A 23,075-nucleotide genomic window follows, 5' to 3' on the forward strand; every position below is an offset into this window, starting at 1 on the left:
TGGAGTTTCGAAGATTGTTGTGAGGCTCGGTTTGGGTCAAAGGCTTTTATGAAACCACGCAACCAATGGATCAGGGCTCTGTCAAGATCTTCCTGCTACTTTCCTCAATCTGCTCAATGACGCCCAAAGCAACACACAGAGCATTCCGCCCATCACGCGCTGAAACCAGTGGAGCCTGTCGACTCTTCACTGACTCGACAAATGCCCCCAGCTCAGACTGTAAAGAATCGGCTTTTTCAAAGGATGATCGTTCCATGGACATCCCGGGAATCGGCAGGCCTGCCCCCTGACCATCCTTGCGGATAATCGTAATGCTTGAGCCCGCATAATCCACGGAGACGTAAGTGTCCTTCTGAAAGATCCGTATTTTTCGCATGTTTTTCATCGAAATACGGCTGGCAGTCACGTTGGCAACACAACCGTTTTCAAAAACCAAGCGAGCGTTTGCAATGTCCACGCGCGGAGACACGACCGGAACGCCAGCCGCTTGAATGCTCTTGAGTTCGGACTTGACAAGATTCAGTATTATATCGATGTCATGGATCATCAAATCCAAAACAACGTCCACTTCGGTTCCCCGTTCATTAAAAATACTCAAACGGTGTGACTCTATGAACAAGGGCATGCTTACGACGTTCCTCAAGGCTACGACTGCGGGATTAAATCGCTCAAGGTGACCGACCTGGATGATCGAACCACGCGAATCTGCCATTTGTATCAGGGCATCTGCTTCTTCAAGGGTTTCTGTTATGGGCTTTTCAACCAAAATATCCACATTGTTTTCCAGGAAATCACGGCTAATGGCAAAATGAAGCGGCGTAGGCACAACAACGCTCACTGCATCGACCTTGCCCATGAAATCCCGGTAATCAGCAAACGACTCGGTTTCAAGCCGTTTTGCAACGCTTTGGGCCCTTTCGGAAATGATGTCCGCCACCCCCACAAGCCTAACGTCCTTCATGCGGGCATACTTCTCGGCATGAAACTTGCCCAGATATCCGACTCCTATTACGCCTACACGTATTGCTTCCATGACCCTCTCAAAATATAGAGTATCTACACTAAGATACAGAATGCTAAAGTGAGCTAAAGTGCCTAAAATGCCAAAAATCAAAAGAATTCAGGAACTAATGAACTAAAATCAGACACAATTCCTTCAATTCCCAAATTTGATGAAGTCATAAAAAGTCGTCACTCCGGTGAAAACCGGAGTCCAGAGCCTTCGTAACTAGCTGACTAAACTGGATTCCGGCTTTCGTCGTTCGACCCTGAGGCTCTCGACGGGCCGGAATGACAAAAAATACATTTTTTGACTTTTTGCGGGTTCATCAAATTTACAATTCCTGAATTGGTAACAATTACACCCAAATTTAGGCACGTTAGCTCATTCTAGGCATTTTTTCACTCACAGAGCTATAATGGCAATTCCGTGCTGATCGGCAAGCGCCACCATCTCTTCCGCATCAAAAACCACGGTCTTCGCTGCCTCAACAGCCAATACAGAAGCGCCGACATCACTCATGATCTGAACAGTCTCGACACCCACGGCAGGCATATCAAATCTCATATCCTGGTTGGGCTTGCTCGCTTTCACAACTACCGTTTTTTCCCGTCCCAGCTGCCCTCCTCGCCGTATAGTGGCATCCGTACCGTCAATTGCTTCAACCGCCATCACCGACCCGTCGCGAACCACTACAGTCTGGCCAATATCTAACCTGCCAATCTCCTTGACTATGCTCCATCCGAAACGCACATCAGCCATTTCAGACCTGGAGGGTTTTCTCTGTGTCCAGCATCCGTTCCGGGCCAAGAGTTCCGGGAGCAAAAAAGTGGCTGCGCGGATAACAATCCCTTCTTTTTCCAACTCTCCGGCAAAGGCTCGCAGGATGCCATCATCTTGTGTGTGATTCACACTGGCCAGAACTTTCAGGGCTCTTAGGTCCGGCCTGACATCTGAAAACATCCTGGTCTTTGTTATTGCCCCCGCCATTGCCGCATCCTTTACGCCATGACCGTTAAAGAAGGCAATAAGGGATTTCAGTTGCCCTAACTTGATCCACTTTATCGCCTCAACAAAGGTCTCCAATCGAGGCTCTGTTTCTCCAGCATGGGCAACGGCGTATACCTGCAAACCCTTTTCCCTGGCTGCCTTTGAAAAAATAATGGGGAACTGTCCGCTCCCCGCAATGAGTCCCACACGTTTCATAGTAGTCACTGGTGACCAACCTTACCTTGTTATCCCCCGTTGAGAAGACTTGATGAACTCTATTAATGCAACAACCTCCGGGATTTGATCGACCTCCGCGACGACCCTCTCCATTGCTTCGTTCAGGGTCAACCCCAGGCGGAACAAAATGCGGTAGGCCCTTTTCAGGGCCCGAATCTTCTCCGCTTCAAAATGATGCCGCTTCAGCCCTACGATATTCATTCCGTGAAGTTTCGCCCGTGGCGAGCCTGAGGCAAGCACGTAGGGCGGGATATCTTTTGTCACACCGCTGACAGCCCCAACAAAGGCATAATCTCCAATCCGCACAAACTGATGGACAGCAACAAAAGCGCCCACGGTCGCAAAGTCCCCCACCTGAATGTGGCCACCCAGGCTTGCGGCATTGGCAAAAATCACCTTGCGGCCCGTGGAACAATCATGGGCTATGTGGGTATAGGCCATCAAGAAATTCTCTTCCCCAATTTCAGTGATTCCCCCGCCGAACTCGGTTCCCCTGTGAATTGTCACGAATTCTCGAATAATCGTTCCACGACCGATTTTTACGAATGTCTTTTCCCCTTTGTATCTTACGGCCTGAGGCACGGCGCCAATTGCTGCGTGTTGAAATATCTTACAATTCTGCCCAATGGTTGTGTACCGGTCAATCGTCACATGGGAGCCGATTGTGGCGCCGGCATGTATCTGAACATCACCGGCTATGACAGAATAGGGCCCGATTTCAACATCGGCATCTATCTCAGCGCTAGGATCAACCACGGCCGTGGCATGTATCATGAGTTTTCTCCTATCATGGCCATCACTTCTGCCTCCGCAACGAGTCTTCGGTGCACAGTAGCCTTGCCCGACATTCTGGAAACATTGCCGCGTCTCTTGGTCCAGACTACCTCAATGTCGAGCTGGTCTCCGGGAACGACCGGTTTTCTGAAACGCGCCTTGTCAATGCCCATAAAATAGATGCCACCTTTCCTCTTATCCTCCGGAAGCGAAGCGTACACAAGGACACCGCCTGCCTGCGCCATAGCCTCAACAATGAGCACACCTGGCATAACAGGGGTCCCCGGAAAGTGGCCCTGGAAAAACGGTTCATTCATGGTCACGTTTTTTAGCGCAACGATACGTTTGTCTGGCTCTATCTCTACGACCCGATCAACCAGAATAAACGGGTATCTGTGGGGCAACAACTCCATGATCTTTCTGATGTCATATACCGTTTCCATATGTCATTCCTTTAGGCGCTTCCTATGATTCCTCCAGTTCCTCAATTCGCCTTTCCAGCTCTCTAATCTTCTTTTTCATATCCGGCAGCTTTGTAATGATATTCGATGTCTTCAACCACAACCGATGAGGCATGCTCGGGCTCCCGGAAACAATCACACCGTCAGGTATCGATTTGCCGACCCCCGATTGCCCACCCACAATCACACGGTTTCCAATGGTGAGATGTTGCGCCACCCCGGCCTGCCCAGCAAGGATAGCGTGGTCTCCAATCGTCACACTGCCTGAAATGCCAACTTGCGCAACAAGCACCGTATCCTCGCCCACGACAACATTGTGTGCAATATGGACGAGATTATCAGTCTTTACGCCCCGTTTGATCCAGGTCCGCCCAAAGGTGGCCCGGTCGATGGTATTGCAAGCCCCAATCTCAACATCATCATCAATACGCACAATACCGGTTTGAGGAATCTTATAGTACTTGTCGCCATCAGAGGCAAAGCCAAAGCCATCGCTCCCGATTACAGCACCCGCATGGATGACCACCCTGTTGCCGATTTGACAGCCTTTCAGAATGGATACATTGGGATTGACAACCACATCATTTCCCATCTCCACGCTGCTGCCAATTACGACTCCAGGATACAAAGTGACGCGATCACCCAGGGTCACATCATCTCCAATGAATACACCCGGATATGCTGAGATTTCCTTGCCGCACCTGAAGTTTTTGCCCACACTGGCCTGATGGCTGATTCCAATCCCGGATTGAGGAAGCGTGTGGAACAAGCTCGAAACCTTTGCCAAGGCCAAATAGGGATTTGCGACCCGCACAAGGATCTTATTAGCCTCGTGAATCTCCAACGGAACAATCACTGCGCTGGCCCTGGTTTCATCAATCCGTTTCTTGTAATCCGCGGATGCGGCAAAACTAATATCATCCGGACCGGCTTCGTCAAACCCTGCAACACCGCGAATGATGCAATCACCGGGGCCCACGAGTTCCCCCTCGACCAAATCAGCAATCTTCCGGACAGGCAGTTCCATTCTTCGTAACTTGTTATTTGTGGAAGTTCTCAAATGCCACCCTATTCCTTCTTCGATTCTGAAGCTGGATTCTCCTCTTTCTGACGTTTCGCATCCAGGGCATTATATTCCTCTATGACCTTATCCGTAATGTCAATGGCATTGGGCGCATAGACAACACCTCCCAGCCGGTGTTCAAGAATCAGCAGGTAGCCCCCTTGCTTTCCTATGTCTTCAACAATCTGAAAAACGTCTTTTTTGATCCGATCGGAAAGCTTAAGGTTCAGTTCTTTCAATATGTCCAGATACCGTTTTCGGAGGGATCTTAAGTCGTTCATTTTGATCCGCAGGCTCCGCTCTTTCTCCTCACGGGCCTCTTGGCTCATGACCAAAGCCTTCTGTTCCAAAGTCTTCTTTAGCTCTTCAACCTCAGCCTCCTTCTCTTTCAGGACCTGCTCCATCTTCATTCCTTGACTCTTAATCTCAACTGCTGATCGTTTGCCGGCATTGGATGTATCAATGACTCTCTGGAAATCGATAATCCCTATCTTCGCCACCTCTGCCCCGAAAGCGGTTCCACAAAAGAAAAACAGAAAAAGGGCAAAAACTGAGACTACGTTGCGCATCTTCATGAATAACCTCCTTGTTGGTAATTAGTCACTGGTCATTGGTATCGGGTAGCGATGGCCAATGACTAAAACGCCATACCCATGGTAAACTCCCATCCACCTTCGCCTTTGCGTTCAGAATCCAGGATGTAGCCATACTCCAAACGTATCGGTCCTATGGGTGAGTACCACCGAAACCCATAACCTATGCTCTTTCTAAGGCTCCCGAGGTTTAGGCTCTCTCCATTATCATAGACATTTCCCGTATCGTAGAAAAGAACTCCTCTCAACCCGGATTTCTTTATGATCGGAAAGAGAAACTCCACGTTAAACTGCACCATCTTGTTCCCACCGATCTTATCATCCGTTGCCGGGTCCCTCGGACTGATCTCTCGCCAGTCATAACCACGCACCGACCCCATGCCGCCTAAGTAAAAACGCTCCCATGTGGGCACTTTGCCGGCAGCGTCCCCGTTAATGAAGCCAGTGCGGCCATGTAGCACGCCGACTGTATCCCAGAAGAGGGGGATATACCATCCAGAGTCCGCAATATACTTGGTAAACCCAATATCTCCGCCAAAGGGTGTTCCTGCATGTTTCACTGTAAGGCTGTTGTCCGAACCCCGCGTGGCGTTGAAAATCCGATCCCTTGAATCCCGGCGTATTGTGCCGGTCACAGTATGCCCGATATTTGTCCCTTTGAATTCCTGGATGGAAGTCGAAGCGTCACTCGTAAGATTTTCGATCTCAGCCCGGTCATAGTTATAAGACAAATATGCCCTGCTATAATCAAAGACCGGATAGCTGGCCCGAAAAGTTGCCCCAATGCTGTCTTTGTCATAGGTATCGTAGTCCTTGTCCGTGTTGTAAAGATCAACACCGGCTGTCAGAGGAATATCAAAAAGCCATGGTTCGGTGAAGCTGAATGTGTAAGTGGAGGTTCTGCTGCCAAGCTGGCCCCTGAGGCCCAAGGTCTGTCCTCTGCCAAACAGGTTCCTCTGTGAAATCGATACCATACAAAACAAGCGATCCACTGAGCTGTACCCGCCGCCAAAGCTGAATGCGCCGGTGGGCTTCTCGGTCACATCGATCTTGACAACCATCTTATCTTCTGCGGTTCCCTGTGTGGTATCGAGCTTTATGTCTTCAAAATAATCAAGGCGATAAAGGTTTCGTGTCCCCCTCTTTAAACGTTTCCCGCTAAAGAGTTCCTGCTCGTACACATTTAACTCTCTACGAAGGACCTTATCACGCGTCTTGGTATTACCCGCAATAATGATCCTTTCAAAATAGACCGGCGGCCCCTTGTTTATGACATAAGTGATATTGGTCCTATGTTCTTCGAGCTCCTGGGCAATACGTGGAGAAATATCTGCGTATGCATAACCCTCGTCGGAGTAAAGGTCGCCCAAAGCAAGGATGTCTGCCCTTAACACTTCTCGGTTATACATCTTTTCCTTGTTGATCCGTATGTTCTCAAGCAACGTCTCTTCCGGCTGAATCAGATCGCCTTCAATCTTCACCTTTCCAACCTTAAACTGGGGCCCCTCTTCTATCTTGACAGCGACATCAATCCGGTTCTTCTCATAAGTAAGATGAGGTTCGCCAACTCTTGCCTGAATATATCCATGATTGTGATAATAAGCAGCTATCTTTGATATGTCTTGCTCCAGGACCTCACGATCCAAATCCCCTGATGAGGTAATCCACGAAAAGAAACCCTTCTCTTTTGTCTTCATCAGACCCTTCAACATATCGTCATCATAGGCGCTGTTTCCCTCAAAAGAGATGGTCTTGACAAAAACCTTTCCACCCTCTTCAATGACAAACTCAACATTGGCACGATTCTCTGACACAGACTCTATCTCGTAACTAACTTCGACCTGGTGATAACCTTTTTCCTTGTAAAGCCTCCTAATTTCCCCCAGGTCGCTCTGAAGCGTGTTGACATTCAAGATAGACCCCGGTCTCGTGCCAACAATCTCCTTGATCTCTTCATCATCGAATTTCCTGTTCCCTCTTATCATTATGTGGCGTATTGTTTCCTTTTCTTCAACCTCAAAGGTAACCACCTTCCCCTCAGGTGTGCTGCTGACGTCCACGCGAATATCACCAAAATAACCCATCTTATAAATTGATTTCACATCATCTCTGAGGACCTTTGCCAAATAGATATCACCATTCTTGATCTTAAGAACTCTCTTGATAGCTTCGGCTTCTATCCGTTTGTTTCCTGCTATCACGACCTCTGCCACTTGCTCTCGCTTGAATATCCTAATGCCGATGTCCTGCGCCAGCCTCCGAACAGAATCTAGGAGGTTCTCAATGCCCTCCCCTTCCACATAAAGCGTCTGTGGAGGGGTCTTCCCGAAGGATTCTATAACCTTGGCATCCAGGCTGTACCTTGTTCCAATCTGCGTGAAACTTCCGAGCACGACAAAGTCGGCTGCCGTATCAACCCCCATATCCCGGAAATACTTCAGACCAAGGCCTTCGGTCTTCTTTGGCGCTGCCTCAGCCAGGGCCAGGGGCTCCACCACTGTAACCCCTTCATCCGTCAGTTGCTGGGAAACCAGTCTCCGAATCCGGTCCTTAAGGGAATCAAGGCTTTCATGCGCATGCACATCAAATGGAAAAACTAAGACACGCACAGCCTCCTGGGCCATGACTGTCGTCTGGAAGGAAAACAGAAAAAGAGTGATCAGTAAACATCGTCTGAACATAGCGGCCTTTAACCTATCGGTACCGCCTTGCCATCTATCAGGGTCATCTGGCGAGACAGTCTCTCAGCTAACTTCATGTTGTGAGTCACAATCACGGCTGTTATTCCATCATCGCGGTTTAATGACATCAAGAGGTCATGAATGGTTTCACTGGTTCTGGGATCCAAATTGCCAGTGGGTTCGTCCGCCAACAGAATTATTGGTTTTAACACCAAAGATCTTGCTACAGCAACCCTCTGTTGCTCTCCACCTGAAAGTTCGCCCACCGCGTGTTTGAGTCTATCCTTGAGGCCCATTCGCACCAAGATGCCTTCAGCCAGTTCGCATGCCTTCTTAGCACTCACGCCCTTGATCAAGGCAGGCATCATTGCGTTTTCCAAGGCGTTAAACTCCGGGAGCAGATGGTGGAACTGGAAAACAAAGCCAATGGTCTGATTGCGAAAAGAGGCCAGCCCTTCATCATCGTAATCAAAAACGTTTTTCCCTTCAAAGAAAACCTCCCCCGAGTCAGGTCGCTCCAGAGTCCCCAGCACATGAAGTAAGGTCGACTTGCCCACACCGGAAGCGCCCACTATGGCGACCATCTCTCCATGCCATATTTGCAAACACACACTCCGTAATACATCTACCCGGTTACCATTTGTGACGAACGACTTGTTGACGTCTGCCACCTTTATCAAAGGTTCCTGGCTACTCATATCTGATCGCTGAGGCTGGCTCCAACCGGGAAGCCTGATATGACGGATAAAGGGTAGCTAGAAAACTAATGGCCACAGCCGACAAAGCAACAAGGATTACGTCAAGGACCTGCACTCTAACGGGCAGCGTGGAGATATAGTAGACATCGCTCGGAAGTTCAACAAATTGATATTTCTTTAGCAGAAAACAGAGGATACCTCCTCCCATCAACCCAAGGATAGTGCCCAACGCACCAATTATGAGACCATCCATCACGAAAATTCTCCTTATGCTCTTTCCTGTTGCGCCCATAGACTTTAGAATGGCAATGTCTTTTCTTTTTTCCATGACCATCATAATCAAAGTACTGATGATATTAAAAGCAGCAACCAGAATAATCAAAACCAGGATAATAGACATCACGACCTTCTCAAGTTTCAACGCCGAGAAGAAATTCTTGTTCATCTGCATCCAGTCCTGAGTCCAATAACCAGCGCCTAGACTCTCTAGAATTCTGCCGGAGATCTTATCAACACGGTAGATGTCGTCTACTTTCACCTCAATGCCATGAACAGAGTCTTTAAGCCTCAAGAGTTGCTGCGCTGCTTCGATAGAAACATAGGCAAATGATGTGTCGTAGTCATACATCCCCGAATTGAAGAGACCAACGACCCTGAATCTCTTCATATGAGGCACTCGAGCCCCAAGGGGCGCCAGGCTGCCACTTAACGGTGAGATGGCGTGAAGATCGTCTCCCGGATTTGCCATGAGCAGCCTGGCAAGCTCCTTTCCCAAGATGATTCCCGGAGGAAAACCCGTTCCCGTGTCAGTCTGTGGGTCCTCCATGCTTGCCAAGGCTTGTAAATCGCTCCCCTTCATACTCTTTTCCAGGTCCAACACGCGACCCGCTCTCAAAGGATCGATACCCTTCAAGACTGCGCCGGAAACGCAGGATCCGCAGCGAAGCATGATCTGGCTGTGAATGAAAGGAGCTGCGGCCTCTATCCCCTCCACCGCCTCAATTTTTTTCGTGACGTCGCCATACTGTGCCAGCTCGCCACTTCTGCTCATAACTCGGATATGAGCGTTCATTCCCAGTATTTTTGATTTGATATCAGCTCCAAACCCTGTCATGACGGCCAGAACAACCATCATGGCCATAACACCCAGCATAACTCCGGCAACCGATATAAACGTGTTAATTGAAATAAAGGCCTGCTTTCGTTTGGCCCGAAGGTATCGAAAGCTCACAAAGAGTTCAAAAGACATGGTTTACGTCTCGTAATTTCTACAACATATTGAATTTACAGGGAGCCGTTGAGGCTTGGATGTATGCCTCGCATCTGGAAAAATGAAATGCTGGTATATTGGAATCTCGAAGATCCCGTCTTTAGCGGGGTTGATTCTTGAAGAAAGTTTCCCATTTTTTGATTCTCCTGTCAATCCGCCTCCGGCGGACCATTTGCCCAGGACCCCTGTCTGCCGACAGGCAGGCAATATTCCAACATTCTTGTATTCCAACATTCCAATCTGGAGCGAAGCAAACTAAGTTCTGCTCTTCAACTGGGGAAAAAGGATCACCTCGCGGATGGAGGGCACATCGGTCAGCAACATGACAAATCGATCAATGCCAATACCTTCACCAGCGGTGGGAGGCATGCCGTATTCGAGAGCTAGCACGTAATCTTCGTCCATGTGGTGAGCTTCTTCATCACCCTCGTCGCGATCTGCAACCTGATCCAGAAAGCGCTTTTTCTGGTCAACCGGATCATTGAGTTCTGAGAACCCGTTGGCAATCTCACTGCCTCCAATGAATAGCTCAAATCGCTCGGCCAACTCGGGGTCCGAGGCGCTCCTCCTGGCAAGCGGAGAGATCTCCACTGGATAGTCCACAATAAAAGTGGGCTCGATCAGCTTGGGTTCGACCAGCACATCGAACAGCTTTGTAAGGATTTTTCCCAGCCGCCTCACTTTTGTGACCTGAATCCCTTTGGATTTGGCAAAATCGAGCAATCGCTCCCGATCATTGAACGCAGAGGGATCAACACCGCCCAGTTCACTCAGTGCATCCTTCAATGATAGTCGGCGCCACGGTCCTTCCATGTCTATCTTCTTCCCCTGGTATGTAAAACCGGAGACGCCCAAAACACGCTGGGTTACGAACCTAAACATCTCCTCTGTCAGAGTCATAAGATCTTCGTAAGTGGCGTAAGCAACATAGAACTCCAGCATAGTGAATTCCGGATTGTGCTGCGTTGAAATACCTTCGTTCCTGAAATTCCTGTTTATCTCGAAAACCCTTTCAACTCCACCAATGACCAATCGCTTCAGGTAAAGCTCAGGTGCAATACGCAGGAAGAGTTCGACTCCCAAGGCATTGTGAAAGGTCTTAAAAGGCGTGGCCTCAGCTCCTCCGGGTAATGGCTGCATCATGGGAGTCTCGACCTCCAAGAAATCTCGCTCCAGTAGGAACTCCCTGAAGGTCTGAATGATCCGGGCCCTGTTGACAAAGATAGCCCGAACTTCAGGATTCATGACGAGGTCAAGATACCTCTGGCGGTAGCGTTTCTCTGTATCCTTTAGCCCGTGGAATTTTTCGGGCAATGGCCTAATCGCCTTTGACAGCAGACGAATCTCTTTGGCAAAAATAGTCCATTCCCCTGTTTTGGTAAGAAATACGGTACCCTTGATCGCTATGAAGTCGCCAATATCGAATTTCTTGAACAAGTCATAGGCTTTCTGCCCAATTTCGTCTTGCTTTACGTAGGCCTGAAGTTGACCGGTGGAGTCCCTGAAATGGAGGAAAGTGGCTCTTCCAAAGGACCTGCGCCCTATGATACGGCCAGCCATCGAAAAAACGGCCGTATCGTCCACGTCTTCTTTTTGTTTGCGAATGTACTCTCTTACGCTCTCGACCGTGTGGGAAAGCTTAAAATCATTGGGATAAAGCTCAACCCCTTCATCCACCAAGGCCTGTGCTTTTTCTCGTCGTTGGCGAACAACTTCACTCGTCTCGTCCACAGTACAGCCGCACCTCACCAGGATATTAAAGGATTTTTGCTAACCCATTTGTCTCTATGTGTCAAGGTAAAACGCCTGGAGATTCTATTCTCTCCAGGCACAGGACAAATGTGGTTCCCAGGCTTTCTCGACTCTCGACGTTAATACGTCCGCCGTAGGATTCCAGAAGCCTGTGGACAATTGAAAGGCCTAAACCCGTGCCTTGTGCCCTGGTGGTAAAGAAGGGATCAAAGATGTTTTTTTGCGTCTCTTCCGACATGCCACAGCCATCGTCGTTAATTGAGATTTGTGCCATGTCTTCCACGACTTCAGATGCGACTTCAACAGAACCCGTTCCATCAACTGCCTCGGCAGCGTTTAAGAGCAGGTTCCACAGGATCTGACGTATATGCTTAGGATCCATTTTGGTCCATATGTTAGGGGCCAAGCGCCGCGCTACCTTTATTCTGTTCCGGCAAATAGCATCCTGCTCAAATAACTCCAGGGTCTCCTCGATAGCGGAACTAAGCTCCACGGGTTCGACTTTGCCTGAACTGGGACGTGCAAACAGGAGAAAATCATTTGCCAGGACATTGAGCCTATCGGCTTCTCTCAGGACAATCTGCATAAGCTTTTCTGTAACTGACGTCATGCCAACTTGACCCTTCAAAAGCTGGATCGAGCCAGTCATGGATGCAAGTGGGTTTTTTATTTCATGGGCTATGCCAGCCGCCATCTCTCCGACAGCGGCCAGCTTCTCCACCCTCTTGACATGGGACTCCATGATCTTCATGGCCGTTAGATCTTGAAAAATCAGCAATTTGCCGATGGCCCTCCCGCCACGTTCTCGCAATGAAGACACTGAAAAACCAAGGTAACCAACAGTCCCATCACTTTTTCTAAACGTCACATCGTGACGATATGGCCCCTTTTGATGGGATTCTGCAGATGTGTCATATCGCTGAACTACCTCCGAAAAAATCGTTGCCAGTGGCTTTCCCAAAACTTCGGCCCGCGCAAAGCCTGTTATTCTCTCGGCCGCGGTGTTGAAGGAAGTAATCGCACCTGCCACGTCCAACGTTAGCAACCCACTGTCCATACTGTGCACAATACTGGCGTTAAAGGCCTCTAACTGTCGAAAGTCCTTCTGTTTGGCCTCGAGTTCTCTCTCGCTCCTAACGGTCTGCTGAGCAAGATAGCTGCTCAAGAAAGCGACCAAGAAACAGGCCAGCACAGTCATAACGATCTTGTAGATGACGAACGACCCCTCATATGCCTGAACACTCAAACTTGCTTGGGTATAAAACGGCTCCAAAATGCCATAGTACTCCAAGTCTATCATGACCCCGTACTGAATGCTGCACAGGGTGGCCATGGTGAGGCTCCCTTTCTTGTAAAGAAGAATGCTTGCGTAAACAATGACGACTAGATAGAGAAAAGAAAAGACACTGGCAATGCCACCCGTTAGGTAGATGAGCAAGGTCACGAGCAAAGTATCAAGACCAATCTGCGCATATGTGAAGCTGACAGTTGGCCCCAGTCGTTTGAAGATCACAACATAGAGAAAAGTGAGAACATAGACAGTGCCAATGAGGCCATAGAGTACAAGAAGAGGGGGGGCAATAAGTGATTCACGATCCTTGAACTGGACGATGACAGTGGAGCCCAGCAGGAAAGTGGTAAATACGACTCGCAAAAACATCAACCACTGGAGTCTCCTAGCCGTATATCCATGTGACATCAGTGCGTTAGAAGTGACTCCAGCCACTGCCTTAGTCGCCAACCATACCGGCCATTTTGAAGATAGGTAGATACATGGAAACCACCAACCCGCCGATGGTAACACCCAAAAAGACCATCATAAAGGGCTCGATCATGGAAGTCAGGCTGTCAACTGCAGCATCAACCTCATCATCATAGTAGTCAGCTATCTTTGACAGCATGGCATCCAAGGCCCCTGTTGACTCTCCTACTGCCACCATCTGACAAACCATGGACGGGAACACACCGCTTTCTGCCAGAGGACCAGCCATTGTTTGTCCCTCGCTAATAGCCCATCGGACCTTGAAGATAGCCGACTCAACGGTCTTGTTGCCTGAAGTCCTTGCCACGATATCAAGGGCGTCCAAGATCGGCACCCCGCTGCTAACCATGGTGCCGAGCGTGCGAGTGAATTTGGCTACGGCCACCTTACGCAGAAGCATGCCAAAGACGGGTAACTTAAGCATATAGTCATCGACCAGAACTCGGCCTTTTTCAGTCTTATAGAATCGCCTGAAGGCAAAGACAAAAGCTACTAGAACGCCAATCATGTAAAGGATATTGCCCTTGACAAACCTGCTTAAGCTCACGACAATCTGTGTCGGTGCGGGAAGGGCCCCGCCAAAATCAGCAAACATCTTTTCAAAAACCGGGATCACGAAGACCAAGATCACGCCAATTACCAAAACGGCAATAATAAGGACGATAATAGGATAAGTCATGGCCGACTTCACCTGTTTTTTGAGTTTCATAGCCTTTTCCATGTATGCGGAAAGTCGATCCAGAATCGTATCAAGAATGCCACCCGTCTCGCCTGCCGCAACCATGTTAACAAAAAGATCATCAAACGTCTGAGGGTACTTCCCCAACGCCTCTGCGAGTGTAGAGCCAGACTCCACATTCTCCTTGATCTCCTTCAGTATTTTCTTAAACATCTTATTTTCTTGCTGGGACTGCAGGATGTCAAGACATTGAATGAGCGGAAGGCCGGCGCTAATCATAGTTGCAAATTGCCTTGAAAATACCACCACATCGGCAGATTGCACTTTGGGTTGCAGGAAGGAAACGTTTTCAAACAAGTCTTTGGGCTTTTTCTTGATCTTCGTAGACTTGATATGCATACGGCGCAACTGGGCCCGCACCGCAGCCTCGTCAGGGGCCTCTGTTTCGCCCTTCTGGATTGCGCCCTTTCTGTCTTGTCCTTGCCACACATAAATTGGCATAAGTATCTCTCCTTACTATTGGATGTTTCCAAAACAGGGTAGTCCAAGATCTCTATTTTGGTATCATGAACACTTAGCATATGCAAGAGACGTTCCAATGTGAATCCCAGTGCGACGTCTCAAAAGCTCTATTTCGGTCATTCGAATTTGTTTGAAATTTGCATATTTGAATTTGGGATTTCCCCAAACGAAGGTTAGAAAATTGTTGACAGATTAGAATGAATTTGATATATAAATAAAGTTTGCATTCAAAGCGCTCAAAACTCAACAAGAAGTAAGGAGGTGATTCCGATGGACTGTACAACTGTAAAGCCGGGGGTGGAATGCGTATTTATGACGAAGAATGGTTGTTCCTTTAACGGCGGCAACTGTCATAAGACCGTAGAAGAATGTCATGGATGTGGCCGCACTATCGAATTCCCTTCCGGATGGTACTGCACTGCCTGCCCTGATCCTTCCCTCAAATGGAAAAACGGCAAATGCAACCTCGCTACACATGTGAAAAGCACAGCCAAAACCGAAACTGGCAAAATCAACCCGCTCAAGGCATCCAAGCGCAATGCCCGCTAGAGGCTCTCATCAGTCATTGGTCAACGGTCAGTGGTTCAGATCAATTCTGCTGACTGTTGACCAATAACTACGTCAGCTTCCGAAGGGCCTCCCCTATCCTGTCAAGCCCCTCTTTGATGACCTCAAGACTTGTTGCATAGGAAACCCTCACAAAATCGTCAGCGCCAAAAGCAGCCCCTGGCACAAGGGCAACCCGGGCCTCTGTCAAGAGGTATTCACATAGATCGCTGGAGCCCTCGACGTTCTTCCCATCCAGGTTCGCTTTGAAATAATGGCTAACATAAGGAAAGGCATAAAAGGCTCCGCTGGGCATATTGCAATGGATGCCGGGCATAGCATTCAATCGTTCAACGAGGTACCTGCGCCTCTCGTCAAAGACCTGAAGCATGTCCTGCACCAAGTCCTGCGGGCCATTTAGCGCAACTATGGCAGCCCTCTGAGCTATGGAATTGGGGTTTGAGGTGCTCTGGCTCTGGATTTTTGTCATCCCTGCAATAACCTGTCTGTCTCCGGCCACGTATCCGATACGCCAGCCTGTCATGGCATAGGTTTTGGATAATCCGTTTACGACAAAAGTCCTTGCTTTGAGTTCATCGCTAACTTGCGCGATGCCGCAGAAGGGCTTTTCGTCGAAAATCAGTTTTTCGTAGATTTCATCTGAAACAACCGAGATGTCATGTCTCAGGACGACCTCTCCCAGTGCTTCCAGTTCCGATTTGGTGTAAACCGACCCGGTCGGATTGGAGGGGCTGTTAAGAATCAGAAGCTTCGTTCGGGCAGTGATGGCCTCCTCAAGGGCTTCAGGGGACACCTTAAAATCATTGGCCTCTGCTGTTTCCACAATCACAGGTTCTGCACCGGCAAGGACCACTATAGGGGGATAAGAGACCCAGTATGGGGCAGGGATGACCACCTCGTCGCCCGGGTCTAAGATAGCCTGGGCCAGGTTATAGAGCACGTGTTTGCCTCCGCACGAAACCATGACCGCATCACGCTCATAGGTCAAATTGTTGTCCTCCCTGAATTTCTCTATGATCGCATCTTTGAGCTCAGGCATGCCCCCTGCCGCAGTGTACCGTGTGAAGCCCTCCTCCATTGCACGCACGGCCGCCTGCCTAATGTGCTTGGGGGTATCGAAATCCGGCTCTCCAACACCAAAGCTGATCACATCCACGCCTTGCTGTCGCATGGACACTGCCTTGGCATTTATGGCCAGGGTCGGAGATGGCTTGATTACGCTGATTCGCTGGGACAGGAGCATAATGACCTCCCTAGTGCGGTGTCTTAAAAGTTCAGTGCACGATTTTGGCAATCTAGTACTTGAAGGAACTAGTGTTGCACTATTTGGCTTTTCGCTTGACCGAAGGTACAAGCGTCATTATAAATTAAATTCATAATCGGTTTTCGAATAGCGAACAGCTATAGGGTATCTACCAAACCTTGAACCAAATGGCAATTCTCTTTGAAAAAGAAAATACGGTCAACATATTTCAATCTTAAGTCAAGAACCGCCCGCATCAACACCGCAGGGAAATGGATATTCTATTACGTCCTGATAGGACTTATCGCCGGTCTGGGCTCCATTGCCTTTCATTATCTTTGCCAGTTGGGTTCACACGTCTTCATGGATCAGATGGCCGGTTACCGGCCTCCCATTCCCGCCGGAGAGGGACACCTCTTTGCGCCGTCACAAACCCCCTTTAATCGCTGGATGCTTTTTTTCCTCCCTGCCTTAGGAGGGATCATAAGCGGATGGCTTGTCTACACCTTTGCGCCTGAGGCAGAGGGCCACGGGACAGATGCGGCCATTGATTCCTATCACAATAAGGGAGGGTTTGTCCGCGGAAGGATACCATTTATCAAGACTATCGCCTCTGCGGTCACCATAACCTCCGGGGGTTCCGGAGGTCGGGAGGGGCCGATCGCCCAAATCGGGGCTGGTTTTGGCTCATATCTTGCCACAAGGCTGAAGCTCTCTGACCGAGATCGTCGCATCATGCTGGCTGCAGGCATTGGAGCCGGCGTGGGAAGCATCTTTCGTGCCCCCCTGGCAGGGGCGCTTTTTGCTGCCGAGGTTCTGTACCGGAACCCTGAATTTGAAGCCGAGGTGATCATCCCTGCAGGCATTGCTTCAGTCGTTGCTTACTGTGTCTTCTGTCTCGTGTGTGGATGGGGCTCTCTGTTTGAGTCTCAAGATTTTGCCTTTCAAAATCCTTTGGAACTGGGCCCGTACATTGTGCTTGCATTCATCCTGGTGGGAGGTGCAATCCTATACATTAAATCGTTTTACGGCGTGCATCGCATCGCCAAGGCGCTGAAAATTCCAAATCACATTAAACCTGCTATCGGCGGGCTTTGCACCGGTGCCATCGGGTTTTTTCTCCCTCAGGCCTTGTCCTTTGGCTACGGCTTTGCCCAAATGGCGCTAAATAACGAGATCCCCACGCTCCTCCTTCTTGGCCTGGCCTTCGGAAAGATAATGACAACTTCTTTTTCCATCGGCTCAGGGGGCAGCGGCGGCGTATTCGGCCCTTCTATCGTCATTGGCGGCGCCTTTGGAGGGGCTGTTGGCAGGATCTTTCATGCCATCATTCCGGGCATTGTGACGGAGCCTGGCGCCTTTGTGGTAGTCGGCATGGCAGGATTTTTTGCAGCTGTATCCAATACACCAATTTCGACCATTATCTTTGTCAGCGAGGTGACCAATTCATATCACCTGCTCCTACCTAGCCTGCTGGTTTGCTCGCTCGTCTACTTGCTTTCGCGAAAATGGACGATCTATGTACAACAGGTGCCAAGCAGGTTGGACTCCAATGCGCACCGCGGCGACTTCTTCGTGGACGTGCTTGGCACAATTAGGGTCAAAGAGCTTCTCCACCAAGTGAGAAAAGTGAAGCTGGTCCCTGAAGACATGCCGCTGGTCGCCTTCAGAAAGATGTTCTCTTCAACAGATCAGCACTATTTCCCAGTCGTAAACAAGGAAAATATGCTGACCGGCATATTTTCCATTAACGACATTCGAGAAATCATATTTGATCAGGAAATTGGAGATCTTGTGGTCATGAAGGATATCGCCAACCCGGATATCATCGTGACAACACCCTCTGAAGACCTCAATGAGGTGCTCAAGAAATTCACGATTCGCAATCTTCACAGGCTCCCTGTTGTCAAGGATGAAGACCACAGGATTCTGCTGGGCATGTTGGATCGTATGGAGGTAATTCAACACTATAATATGAAGGTCGAGGAAATCAAATCGAGCCACCAAAAAATAGACATTGAATCAGATCGTGAGATCAGCCTGCTGAAGAACATACCTGTGCGGGAGGCGATGAAGCGAGACATCGAGACTATCAGGGCAGAGATGCCACTGAAAGACCTGAGGGAACTCATTTATCATAGCAAGCACAACAGCTTTGCTGTGCTAGACGCACTTGGCCGGTTGATCGGTATCCTTTCTTTGTCGGACTGCCAGAAGGCCTTTAATGCAGATGAGGAAAAAACATTGACGGCGCAAGACATTGCAACCTGCGACCTGGTCACCGTAACCGAAGATGATAGCCTGTTTCTGGCCCTTACCAGAATCGTCCAGGGGGATTTTTCCGTGCTCCCTGTGGTGGGCAGACGCAACCCCAAAAGCCTTCTTGGCGTAATCAGGCGAAGGGATATCATGTCTGCCTATGATGATATCTTCATAAAAAAAATCGTCAGGGAAAAGGGATAAGATCGCTGCGCGATCTTATGCAACGCAGCTATGCTGCTTCAGAAAGGGATGGTCCGTATTTAACTTCCCTCAGGAACAAACCATGAGGAGGCGCCGTCATCCCAGCCTGTTTGCGGTCTTTTGACATTAAGATATTCTCAAACTCCTCTGGCGAGACCCTCCCCGTCCCCACGTCCACTATGGTACCCACGATGTTGCGCACCATGCAGCGCAAGAATCCGTCAGCCTCAATGCTGAAAACCAGGTGACCATCAGCTTCGTTTGCCGTCAAGCTCACATTCATAACAGTGCGAACCGCATGGAACCTGGGGCTACCAGTCGCTTGAAAGGCTGAGAAGTCGTGCTTGCCCTTCAGGCAAGACATGGCTTTTCTCATAGTATTGAGGTTTAGACTTTTTTTGACATGCCAGGCATACTGCCGAAAAAGGGCGGCAGGGATAGGTCTATTCCAGATGTAATAGTCGTAGGCCTTGCTCCAGGCATCGTATCGAGCATGGAACGAACGAGCAACTACTTGGCAGTCTTTGATCACGATATCTCCGGGCAGAAGGCCATTCAGGCCTCTGATGAAGATCTCAGGGGTCAGTCTTGTGTCGACGAAGAAGTGGGCGACCTGGTTCAGTGCATGCACTCCGGCATCTGTGCGCCCGGATCCGATGACTGTCACCAAACGGCCGGTCATTGTTTCCAGGGCAGCCTCAATGGTTCCCTGAACCGTGGGGACATCCTTCTGGCGCTGCCAGCCATGATAGGTCGTGCCGTCGTATTCGATAATGAGCTTGAAGTTCTGCATGCAGCGACTTTAGCTCACTGCTCTATAGAGGAAACGGAACATGATCCAAACCCGCTGTTTCAGGGAATCCCAGCATTATGTTCATGTTCTGCACCGCCTGGCCGGAGGCCCCCTTTACGAGGTTGTCTATAGCTGACACCATGATCAATCGTCTCGTGTGCTGGGCCACCTTGAACCCGATGTCGCAGTAGTTTGTCCCTCTCACGTGCGTGGTGTTCGGAAATCCGCCAGGTCGACAAAGGCGGACAAAAGGCTTGTTTGCATAAAATGAATCAAGGCATGATGCGACGTCTTCGGTAGACACAGGCTTTTTCAGGCCTATATAAATCGTGGTTAGCATCCCCCGCGTCATAGGGACCAAGTGGGGTGTGAAGGTGATGCGGACAGCACGTCCGGAAAAAAGGCTCAATATCTCGTCCATTTCCGGGTTGTGGCGATGTTCGGCCACCTTGTACGCCTTAAAGCCCTCATTGACTTCACAAAAAAGGGAGGCAAGGCTCACCGACCGTCCCGCGCCACTTGCGCCCGACTTGGAATCCGCGACCATGTTGTGCAAGTCCACAAAAGGCGCCTTCACCAGAGGAAGCAACGGAAGAAGGACGCTGGTGGGATAACAACCGGGGTTTCCCACAAGTGAGGCGTTGCGAATACGATCACCGTAGATCTCGGCAAGCCCGTACACAGCCGACTTAAGCAAGTCCTTTGCCTGATGAGGTTCATACCATGCCTCATAAATCGCAGGGTCCTTAAACCTGAAATCTGCGCTAAGATCAATGACCTTCTTGCCTTGATCAATGAGACCTGGCACGATACCCATTGACGCTTTGTGAGGCAGCGCGGTAAAGATCACGTCTGCCCCTTGAGACACAGCATTTTCCGAGAAAGCCTGGCACCTCAAATTCACAATTCCAGCCATGGCCGGATATATATCCGAAAAAAGAGCGCCCGCATACTGGCGAGAAGTAATCATGGTCAATTCTGAAAGAGGATGACCTGACAAAATCCTTACTAGCTCAGCCCCAGCATAGCCGGTTGCTCCGATAACTGCTGTCCTGACAGGCATGTTACCCCTCCGAAAGACCTGGTGTGTTTACACCCGGATTCCTTGACACGTCTGCTCTGGATCAAAGATCAAAATCGCAGCCATGTCAAACTAAAACATGATTTTGAACGTACCAGACAAAGGAGGCGACCTCTAGGAAGCCTGTCTGCGGGGAATGAGAAGGTATGAAGGGAGAAAACGACCGGGAAAGAAAAACAATGACTGAACACGAGTCTCTCTTGGGCTACCTGCCGCTGAAGCGGTATGTAATCCTTCCTCGCGACAGGTCATATGGTGAAAGCTCAACGGTGACCGTGTCCCCTGGCAGGATCTTTATTGAATATTTCCGCATCTTTCCACAAGGATGCGCAAGTATCCGATGTTTGTTTTCCAGTTCCACCCTGTAGGTGCCGTGGGACATGTCCTGAATGACTTTACCGCGTACTTCAATTGCTTCTTCTTTGGCCACAATCAATTCACCCCCTTTTGTCGGGCATAGGCATAATTCCAGGAAACTCCCGCTATTTCAAGCGGCTGCGCAATTCCTCAATACATGGAACTAACGTTTTGAATACTGGAAGTGGGCCCTAGCCCCTTTTTGACCGTATTTCTTCCTTTCTTTGATCCTGGGATCGCGGGTCACAAAGCCTGCTTTCTTCAAGACCAGTCTGAATTCCGGTTTGACCTTAAGCAAAGCCTTGGTGATGCCATGCCGAATGGCAGCAGCCTGTCCGGACATACCACCACCAGAAACATTGACGTTCACGTCAAAGCTCCCGTATGTATCAGTCAGCACAAGAGGCTGTTCCACGATCATCTTGGCGGTCTCTCTGCCAAAATAATCATCAATCAGCCGCCTATTAATGGTTATGGTCCCGGTTCCAGGTTTCAGCCATGTTCTGGCTATGGCGGTTTTGCGTTTTCCCGTTCCGTAATAGGATTCGGCCATGAATGACTCCTACACCTTACATCTGTATTTGTTCTGGTTGCTGCGCCGTATGCGGATGGTCCGAGCCAGCGTAAACCTTCAGCTTTCTCAACATCTGGCGCCCAAGTCTGTTTTTGGGAAGCATCCCACGAACCGCGTAGACGATCAAATCCCCAGGGCGCTTCTGCAAAAGCTGATTGGCAGTCGTAGATTTGAGCCCCCCCATGTAACCGCTGTGGCGATAGTAGACCTTCTGGTCCCACTTCCTGCCGGTGAGAGCGACCTTGGCGGCGTTGACCACTATGACGTGGTCTCCGGTATCTACATGGGGCGTATAGATGGGCTTGTGCTTTCCCCGGAGGCGAGTGGCAATGAAGCTTGCCAGACGCCCTAATACTTGCCCCTTGGCATCAACAACGTACCATTTTCTGTCCACTTCCTTGGACTTTGCGCTGTAAGTTTTCATCATCGGATCTTTCTTCTTCCTACTCTCGAAAGCTTGAAAATTTATTTTTTTAATCCCGCTGTCTTGCAATGTCAAGAGAAAAAATAAGGTCCAGCCCTCAAATTGCTTGACAAAAGCCCTCTGTTTTTGTACTGGATTCAATCACAATAAGCTAAGTCCAACGTTCCGGGCAAGTCCTAGATACGCGTCTGCGCTTAAACCTAGACAAGAAAGGAGAGATCTATGAACATTTTGACCTTTGGACCAAACGGTAGTGGCAAGGGAACCCAGGGAGCCATCGTGAAGGAGAAATATAACCTGCCCCACATTGAATCGGGTGCGATATTCCGTGATAATATCGGGAAAGGCACGGAAATCGGCGTCAAGGCCAAAGAGTATATTGACCGCGGGGAATTGGTGCCGGATGAGATCACCATCCCGATGATTCTTGACCGTCTAAAACAAGACGACTGCAAGAATGGATGGCTTCTGGATGGGTTTCCCAGAAACAAGGAGCAGGCTATAAAGCTGGATGAAGCCCTCAAAGCCGCCAGCTTGGACCTGGACGTAATAATCGAAGTAATTCTGGATCGAGAAATCGCCAAGGACCGCATTATGGGACGCAGGTTGTGCGTTAACGACAACAATCATCCTAACAACATTTTCATCGACGCCATAAAACCCGATGGCGACAAGTGCCGGGTGTGCGGTGGTGACCTGACAAGCCGGTCCGATGACCAGGACGAAGAGGCCATCAACAAACGTCACAGCATCTACTATGACACGGGAACCGGCACAATGGCCGCAGCCTATTATTTTAAAGACATTGCCGAAAAAAACGAAAAGATTAAATATATTACACTTGATGGAGCGCCTGGCGTTAAGGAAGTGACAGCGGAGTTGATGTCAAAGCTCTAAGGTGCCTTAACAAATCATAGAATCGTTTTACGATTTTATTAAGTCATGTGCCTGCCCGGAAGGGTCTGTTTCCAGGCAGGCACATATTACGGCTCATTTAATGCGTTTCCGCTCAAAAACCTCGCCAACTGCACGGCACAAAGTCACAACTAAAACATATTCTTGGTATTTCTCGCAATTACGTCTCGCGTGAG

General features: G+C 49.4%; 21 protein-coding genes. 3 read left to right on the top strand and 18 right to left on the bottom strand.

Translation table 11 applies throughout. The features are described 5' to 3' along the window. Positions 1–70 precede the first annotated feature (70 nt). The 12 genes from JW883_02760 to JW883_02815 all read right to left on the bottom strand — a co-directional run bounded on the left by JW883_02760 (position 71) and on the right by JW883_02815 (position 14,461). Positions 71–1,033, bottom strand: a complete 963-nt coding sequence (locus tag JW883_02760; GenBank protein ID MBN1841187.1) for a Gfo/Idh/MocA family oxidoreductase — start codon at positions 1,031–1,033, stop codon at positions 71–73. 372 nt (positions 1,034–1,405) lie between these two features. Then, on the bottom strand, positions 1,406–2,206 hold the full coding sequence (lpxI, locus tag JW883_02765) for a UDP-2,3-diacylglucosamine diphosphatase LpxI (protein MBN1841188.1): 801 nt from the start codon (positions 2,204–2,206) through the stop codon (positions 1,406–1,408). Positions 2,207–2,227: 21 nt separating this feature from the next. After that, positions 2,228–3,001, bottom strand: a complete 774-nt coding sequence (lpxA, locus tag JW883_02770; GenBank protein MBN1841189.1) for an acyl-ACP--UDP-N-acetylglucosamine O-acyltransferase — start codon at positions 2,999–3,001, stop codon at positions 2,228–2,230. After that, on the bottom strand, positions 2,998–3,444 hold the full coding sequence (gene fabZ / locus JW883_02775) for a 3-hydroxyacyl-ACP dehydratase FabZ (GenBank protein MBN1841190.1): 447 nt from the start codon (positions 3,442–3,444) through the stop codon (positions 2,998–3,000). The genes lpxA and fabZ overlap by 4 nt, the downstream gene beginning before the upstream one ends. Positions 3,445–3,466: 22 nt before the next feature. Beyond that, complete coding sequence (gene lpxD, locus JW883_02780; protein MBN1841191.1) at positions 3,467–4,489, bottom strand: UDP-3-O-(3-hydroxymyristoyl)glucosamine N-acyltransferase; 1,023 nt, start codon at positions 4,487–4,489, stop codon at positions 3,467–3,469. A gap of 41 nt (positions 4,490–4,530) precedes the next feature. Next, complete coding sequence (locus tag JW883_02785) at positions 4,531–5,100, bottom strand: OmpH family outer membrane protein (protein ID MBN1841192.1); 570 nt, start codon at positions 5,098–5,100, stop codon at positions 4,531–4,533. Between the two features lie 62 nt (positions 5,101–5,162). Beyond that, on the bottom strand, positions 5,163–7,727 hold the full coding sequence (gene bamA / locus JW883_02790) for an outer membrane protein assembly factor BamA (protein ID MBN1841193.1): 2,565 nt from the start codon (positions 7,725–7,727) through the stop codon (positions 5,163–5,165). A gap of 80 nt (positions 7,728–7,807) precedes the next feature. Then, positions 7,808–8,497: an ABC transporter ATP-binding protein gene (locus JW883_02795; protein ID MBN1841194.1), complete on the bottom strand. Its 690-nt coding sequence runs from the start codon at positions 8,495–8,497 to the stop codon at positions 7,808–7,810. Then, on the bottom strand, positions 8,490–9,746 hold the full coding sequence (locus JW883_02800; GenBank protein ID MBN1841195.1) for a lipoprotein-releasing ABC transporter permease subunit: 1,257 nt from the start codon (positions 9,744–9,746) through the stop codon (positions 8,490–8,492). Before JW883_02800 ends, JW883_02795 begins: the two co-directional genes overlap by 8 nt. Positions 9,747–10,022: 276 nt before the next feature. Next, the gene (lysS, locus tag JW883_02805; protein ID MBN1841196.1) at positions 10,023–11,498 is read right to left on the bottom strand and encodes a lysine--tRNA ligase; all 1,476 of its coding nucleotides are present in this window, start codon (positions 11,496–11,498) and stop codon (positions 10,023–10,025) included. Between the two features lie 61 nt (positions 11,499–11,559). Further along, on the bottom strand, positions 11,560–13,179 hold the full coding sequence (locus tag JW883_02810) for a PAS domain S-box protein (GenBank protein ID MBN1841197.1): 1,620 nt from the start codon (positions 13,177–13,179) through the stop codon (positions 11,560–11,562). A gap of 70 nt (positions 13,180–13,249) precedes the next feature. Then, the gene (locus tag JW883_02815) at positions 13,250–14,461 is read right to left on the bottom strand and encodes a type II secretion system F family protein (GenBank protein ID MBN1841198.1); all 1,212 of its coding nucleotides are present in this window, start codon (positions 14,459–14,461) and stop codon (positions 13,250–13,252) included. Positions 14,462–14,752: 291 nt separating this feature from the next. Here JW883_02815 and JW883_02820 point away from each other — a divergent pair, with 291 nt between their 5' ends. Further along, a complete protein-coding gene (locus JW883_02820; protein ID MBN1841199.1) occupies positions 14,753–15,031 on the top strand; it encodes a PxxKW family cysteine-rich protein in 279 nt (92 codons plus the stop codon). Positions 15,032–15,098: 67 nt separating this feature from the next. Here the strand turns inward: JW883_02820 and JW883_02825 are convergent, their stop codons facing one another. Next, entirely contained in the window at positions 15,099–16,292 is a 1,194-nt protein-coding gene (locus JW883_02825; GenBank protein ID MBN1841200.1) for a pyridoxal phosphate-dependent aminotransferase, read from the bottom strand. A 201-nt stretch (positions 16,293–16,493) separates the two neighbouring features. Here JW883_02825 and JW883_02830 point away from each other — a divergent pair, with 201 nt between their 5' ends. Next, the gene (locus JW883_02830) at positions 16,494–18,755 is read left to right on the top strand and encodes a chloride channel protein (GenBank protein MBN1841201.1); all 2,262 of its coding nucleotides are present in this window, start codon (positions 16,494–16,496) and stop codon (positions 18,753–18,755) included. Positions 18,756–18,783: 28 nt separating this feature from the next. Here JW883_02830 and truA read toward each other — a convergent pair whose 3' ends face one another. From truA to rplM, 5 genes are all read right to left on the bottom strand, one after another. Next, positions 18,784–19,548 (bottom strand): tRNA pseudouridine(38-40) synthase TruA, encoded by a 765-nt coding sequence (truA, locus tag JW883_02835; protein ID MBN1841202.1) that lies wholly within the window; start codon positions 19,546–19,548, stop codon positions 18,784–18,786. A gap of 22 nt (positions 19,549–19,570) precedes the next feature. After that, positions 19,571–20,611 carry an N-acetyl-gamma-glutamyl-phosphate reductase gene (locus tag JW883_02840; protein ID MBN1841203.1) on the bottom strand — a complete coding sequence of 347 codons (1,041 nt, stop codon included), beginning with the start codon at positions 20,609–20,611 and terminating at the stop codon, positions 19,571–19,573. A gap of 223 nt (positions 20,612–20,834) precedes the next feature. After that, complete coding sequence (infA, locus tag JW883_02845; protein ID MBN1841204.1) at positions 20,835–21,059, bottom strand: translation initiation factor IF-1; 225 nt, start codon at positions 21,057–21,059, stop codon at positions 20,835–20,837. A 90-nt stretch (positions 21,060–21,149) separates the two neighbouring features. After that, positions 21,150–21,539: a 30S ribosomal protein S9 gene (gene rpsI, locus JW883_02850; GenBank protein ID MBN1841205.1), complete on the bottom strand. Its 390-nt coding sequence runs from the start codon at positions 21,537–21,539 to the stop codon at positions 21,150–21,152. Positions 21,540–21,555: 16 nt separating this feature from the next. Beyond that, positions 21,556–21,987: a 50S ribosomal protein L13 gene (gene rplM, locus JW883_02855; protein ID MBN1841206.1), complete on the bottom strand. Its 432-nt coding sequence runs from the start codon at positions 21,985–21,987 to the stop codon at positions 21,556–21,558. Between the two features lie 219 nt (positions 21,988–22,206). Between rplM and JW883_02860 the strand changes: the two genes are divergently transcribed. Next, positions 22,207–22,881, top strand: coding sequence for an adenylate kinase (locus JW883_02860; GenBank protein ID MBN1841207.1), 675 nt, complete (start codon positions 22,207–22,209; stop codon positions 22,879–22,881). Positions 22,882–23,075: the final 194 nt, after the last annotated feature.

This window comes from Deltaproteobacteria bacterium (genome assembly GCA_016930875.1).
Taxonomy (GTDB): Bacteria; Desulfobacterota; Desulfobacteria; order Desulfobacterales.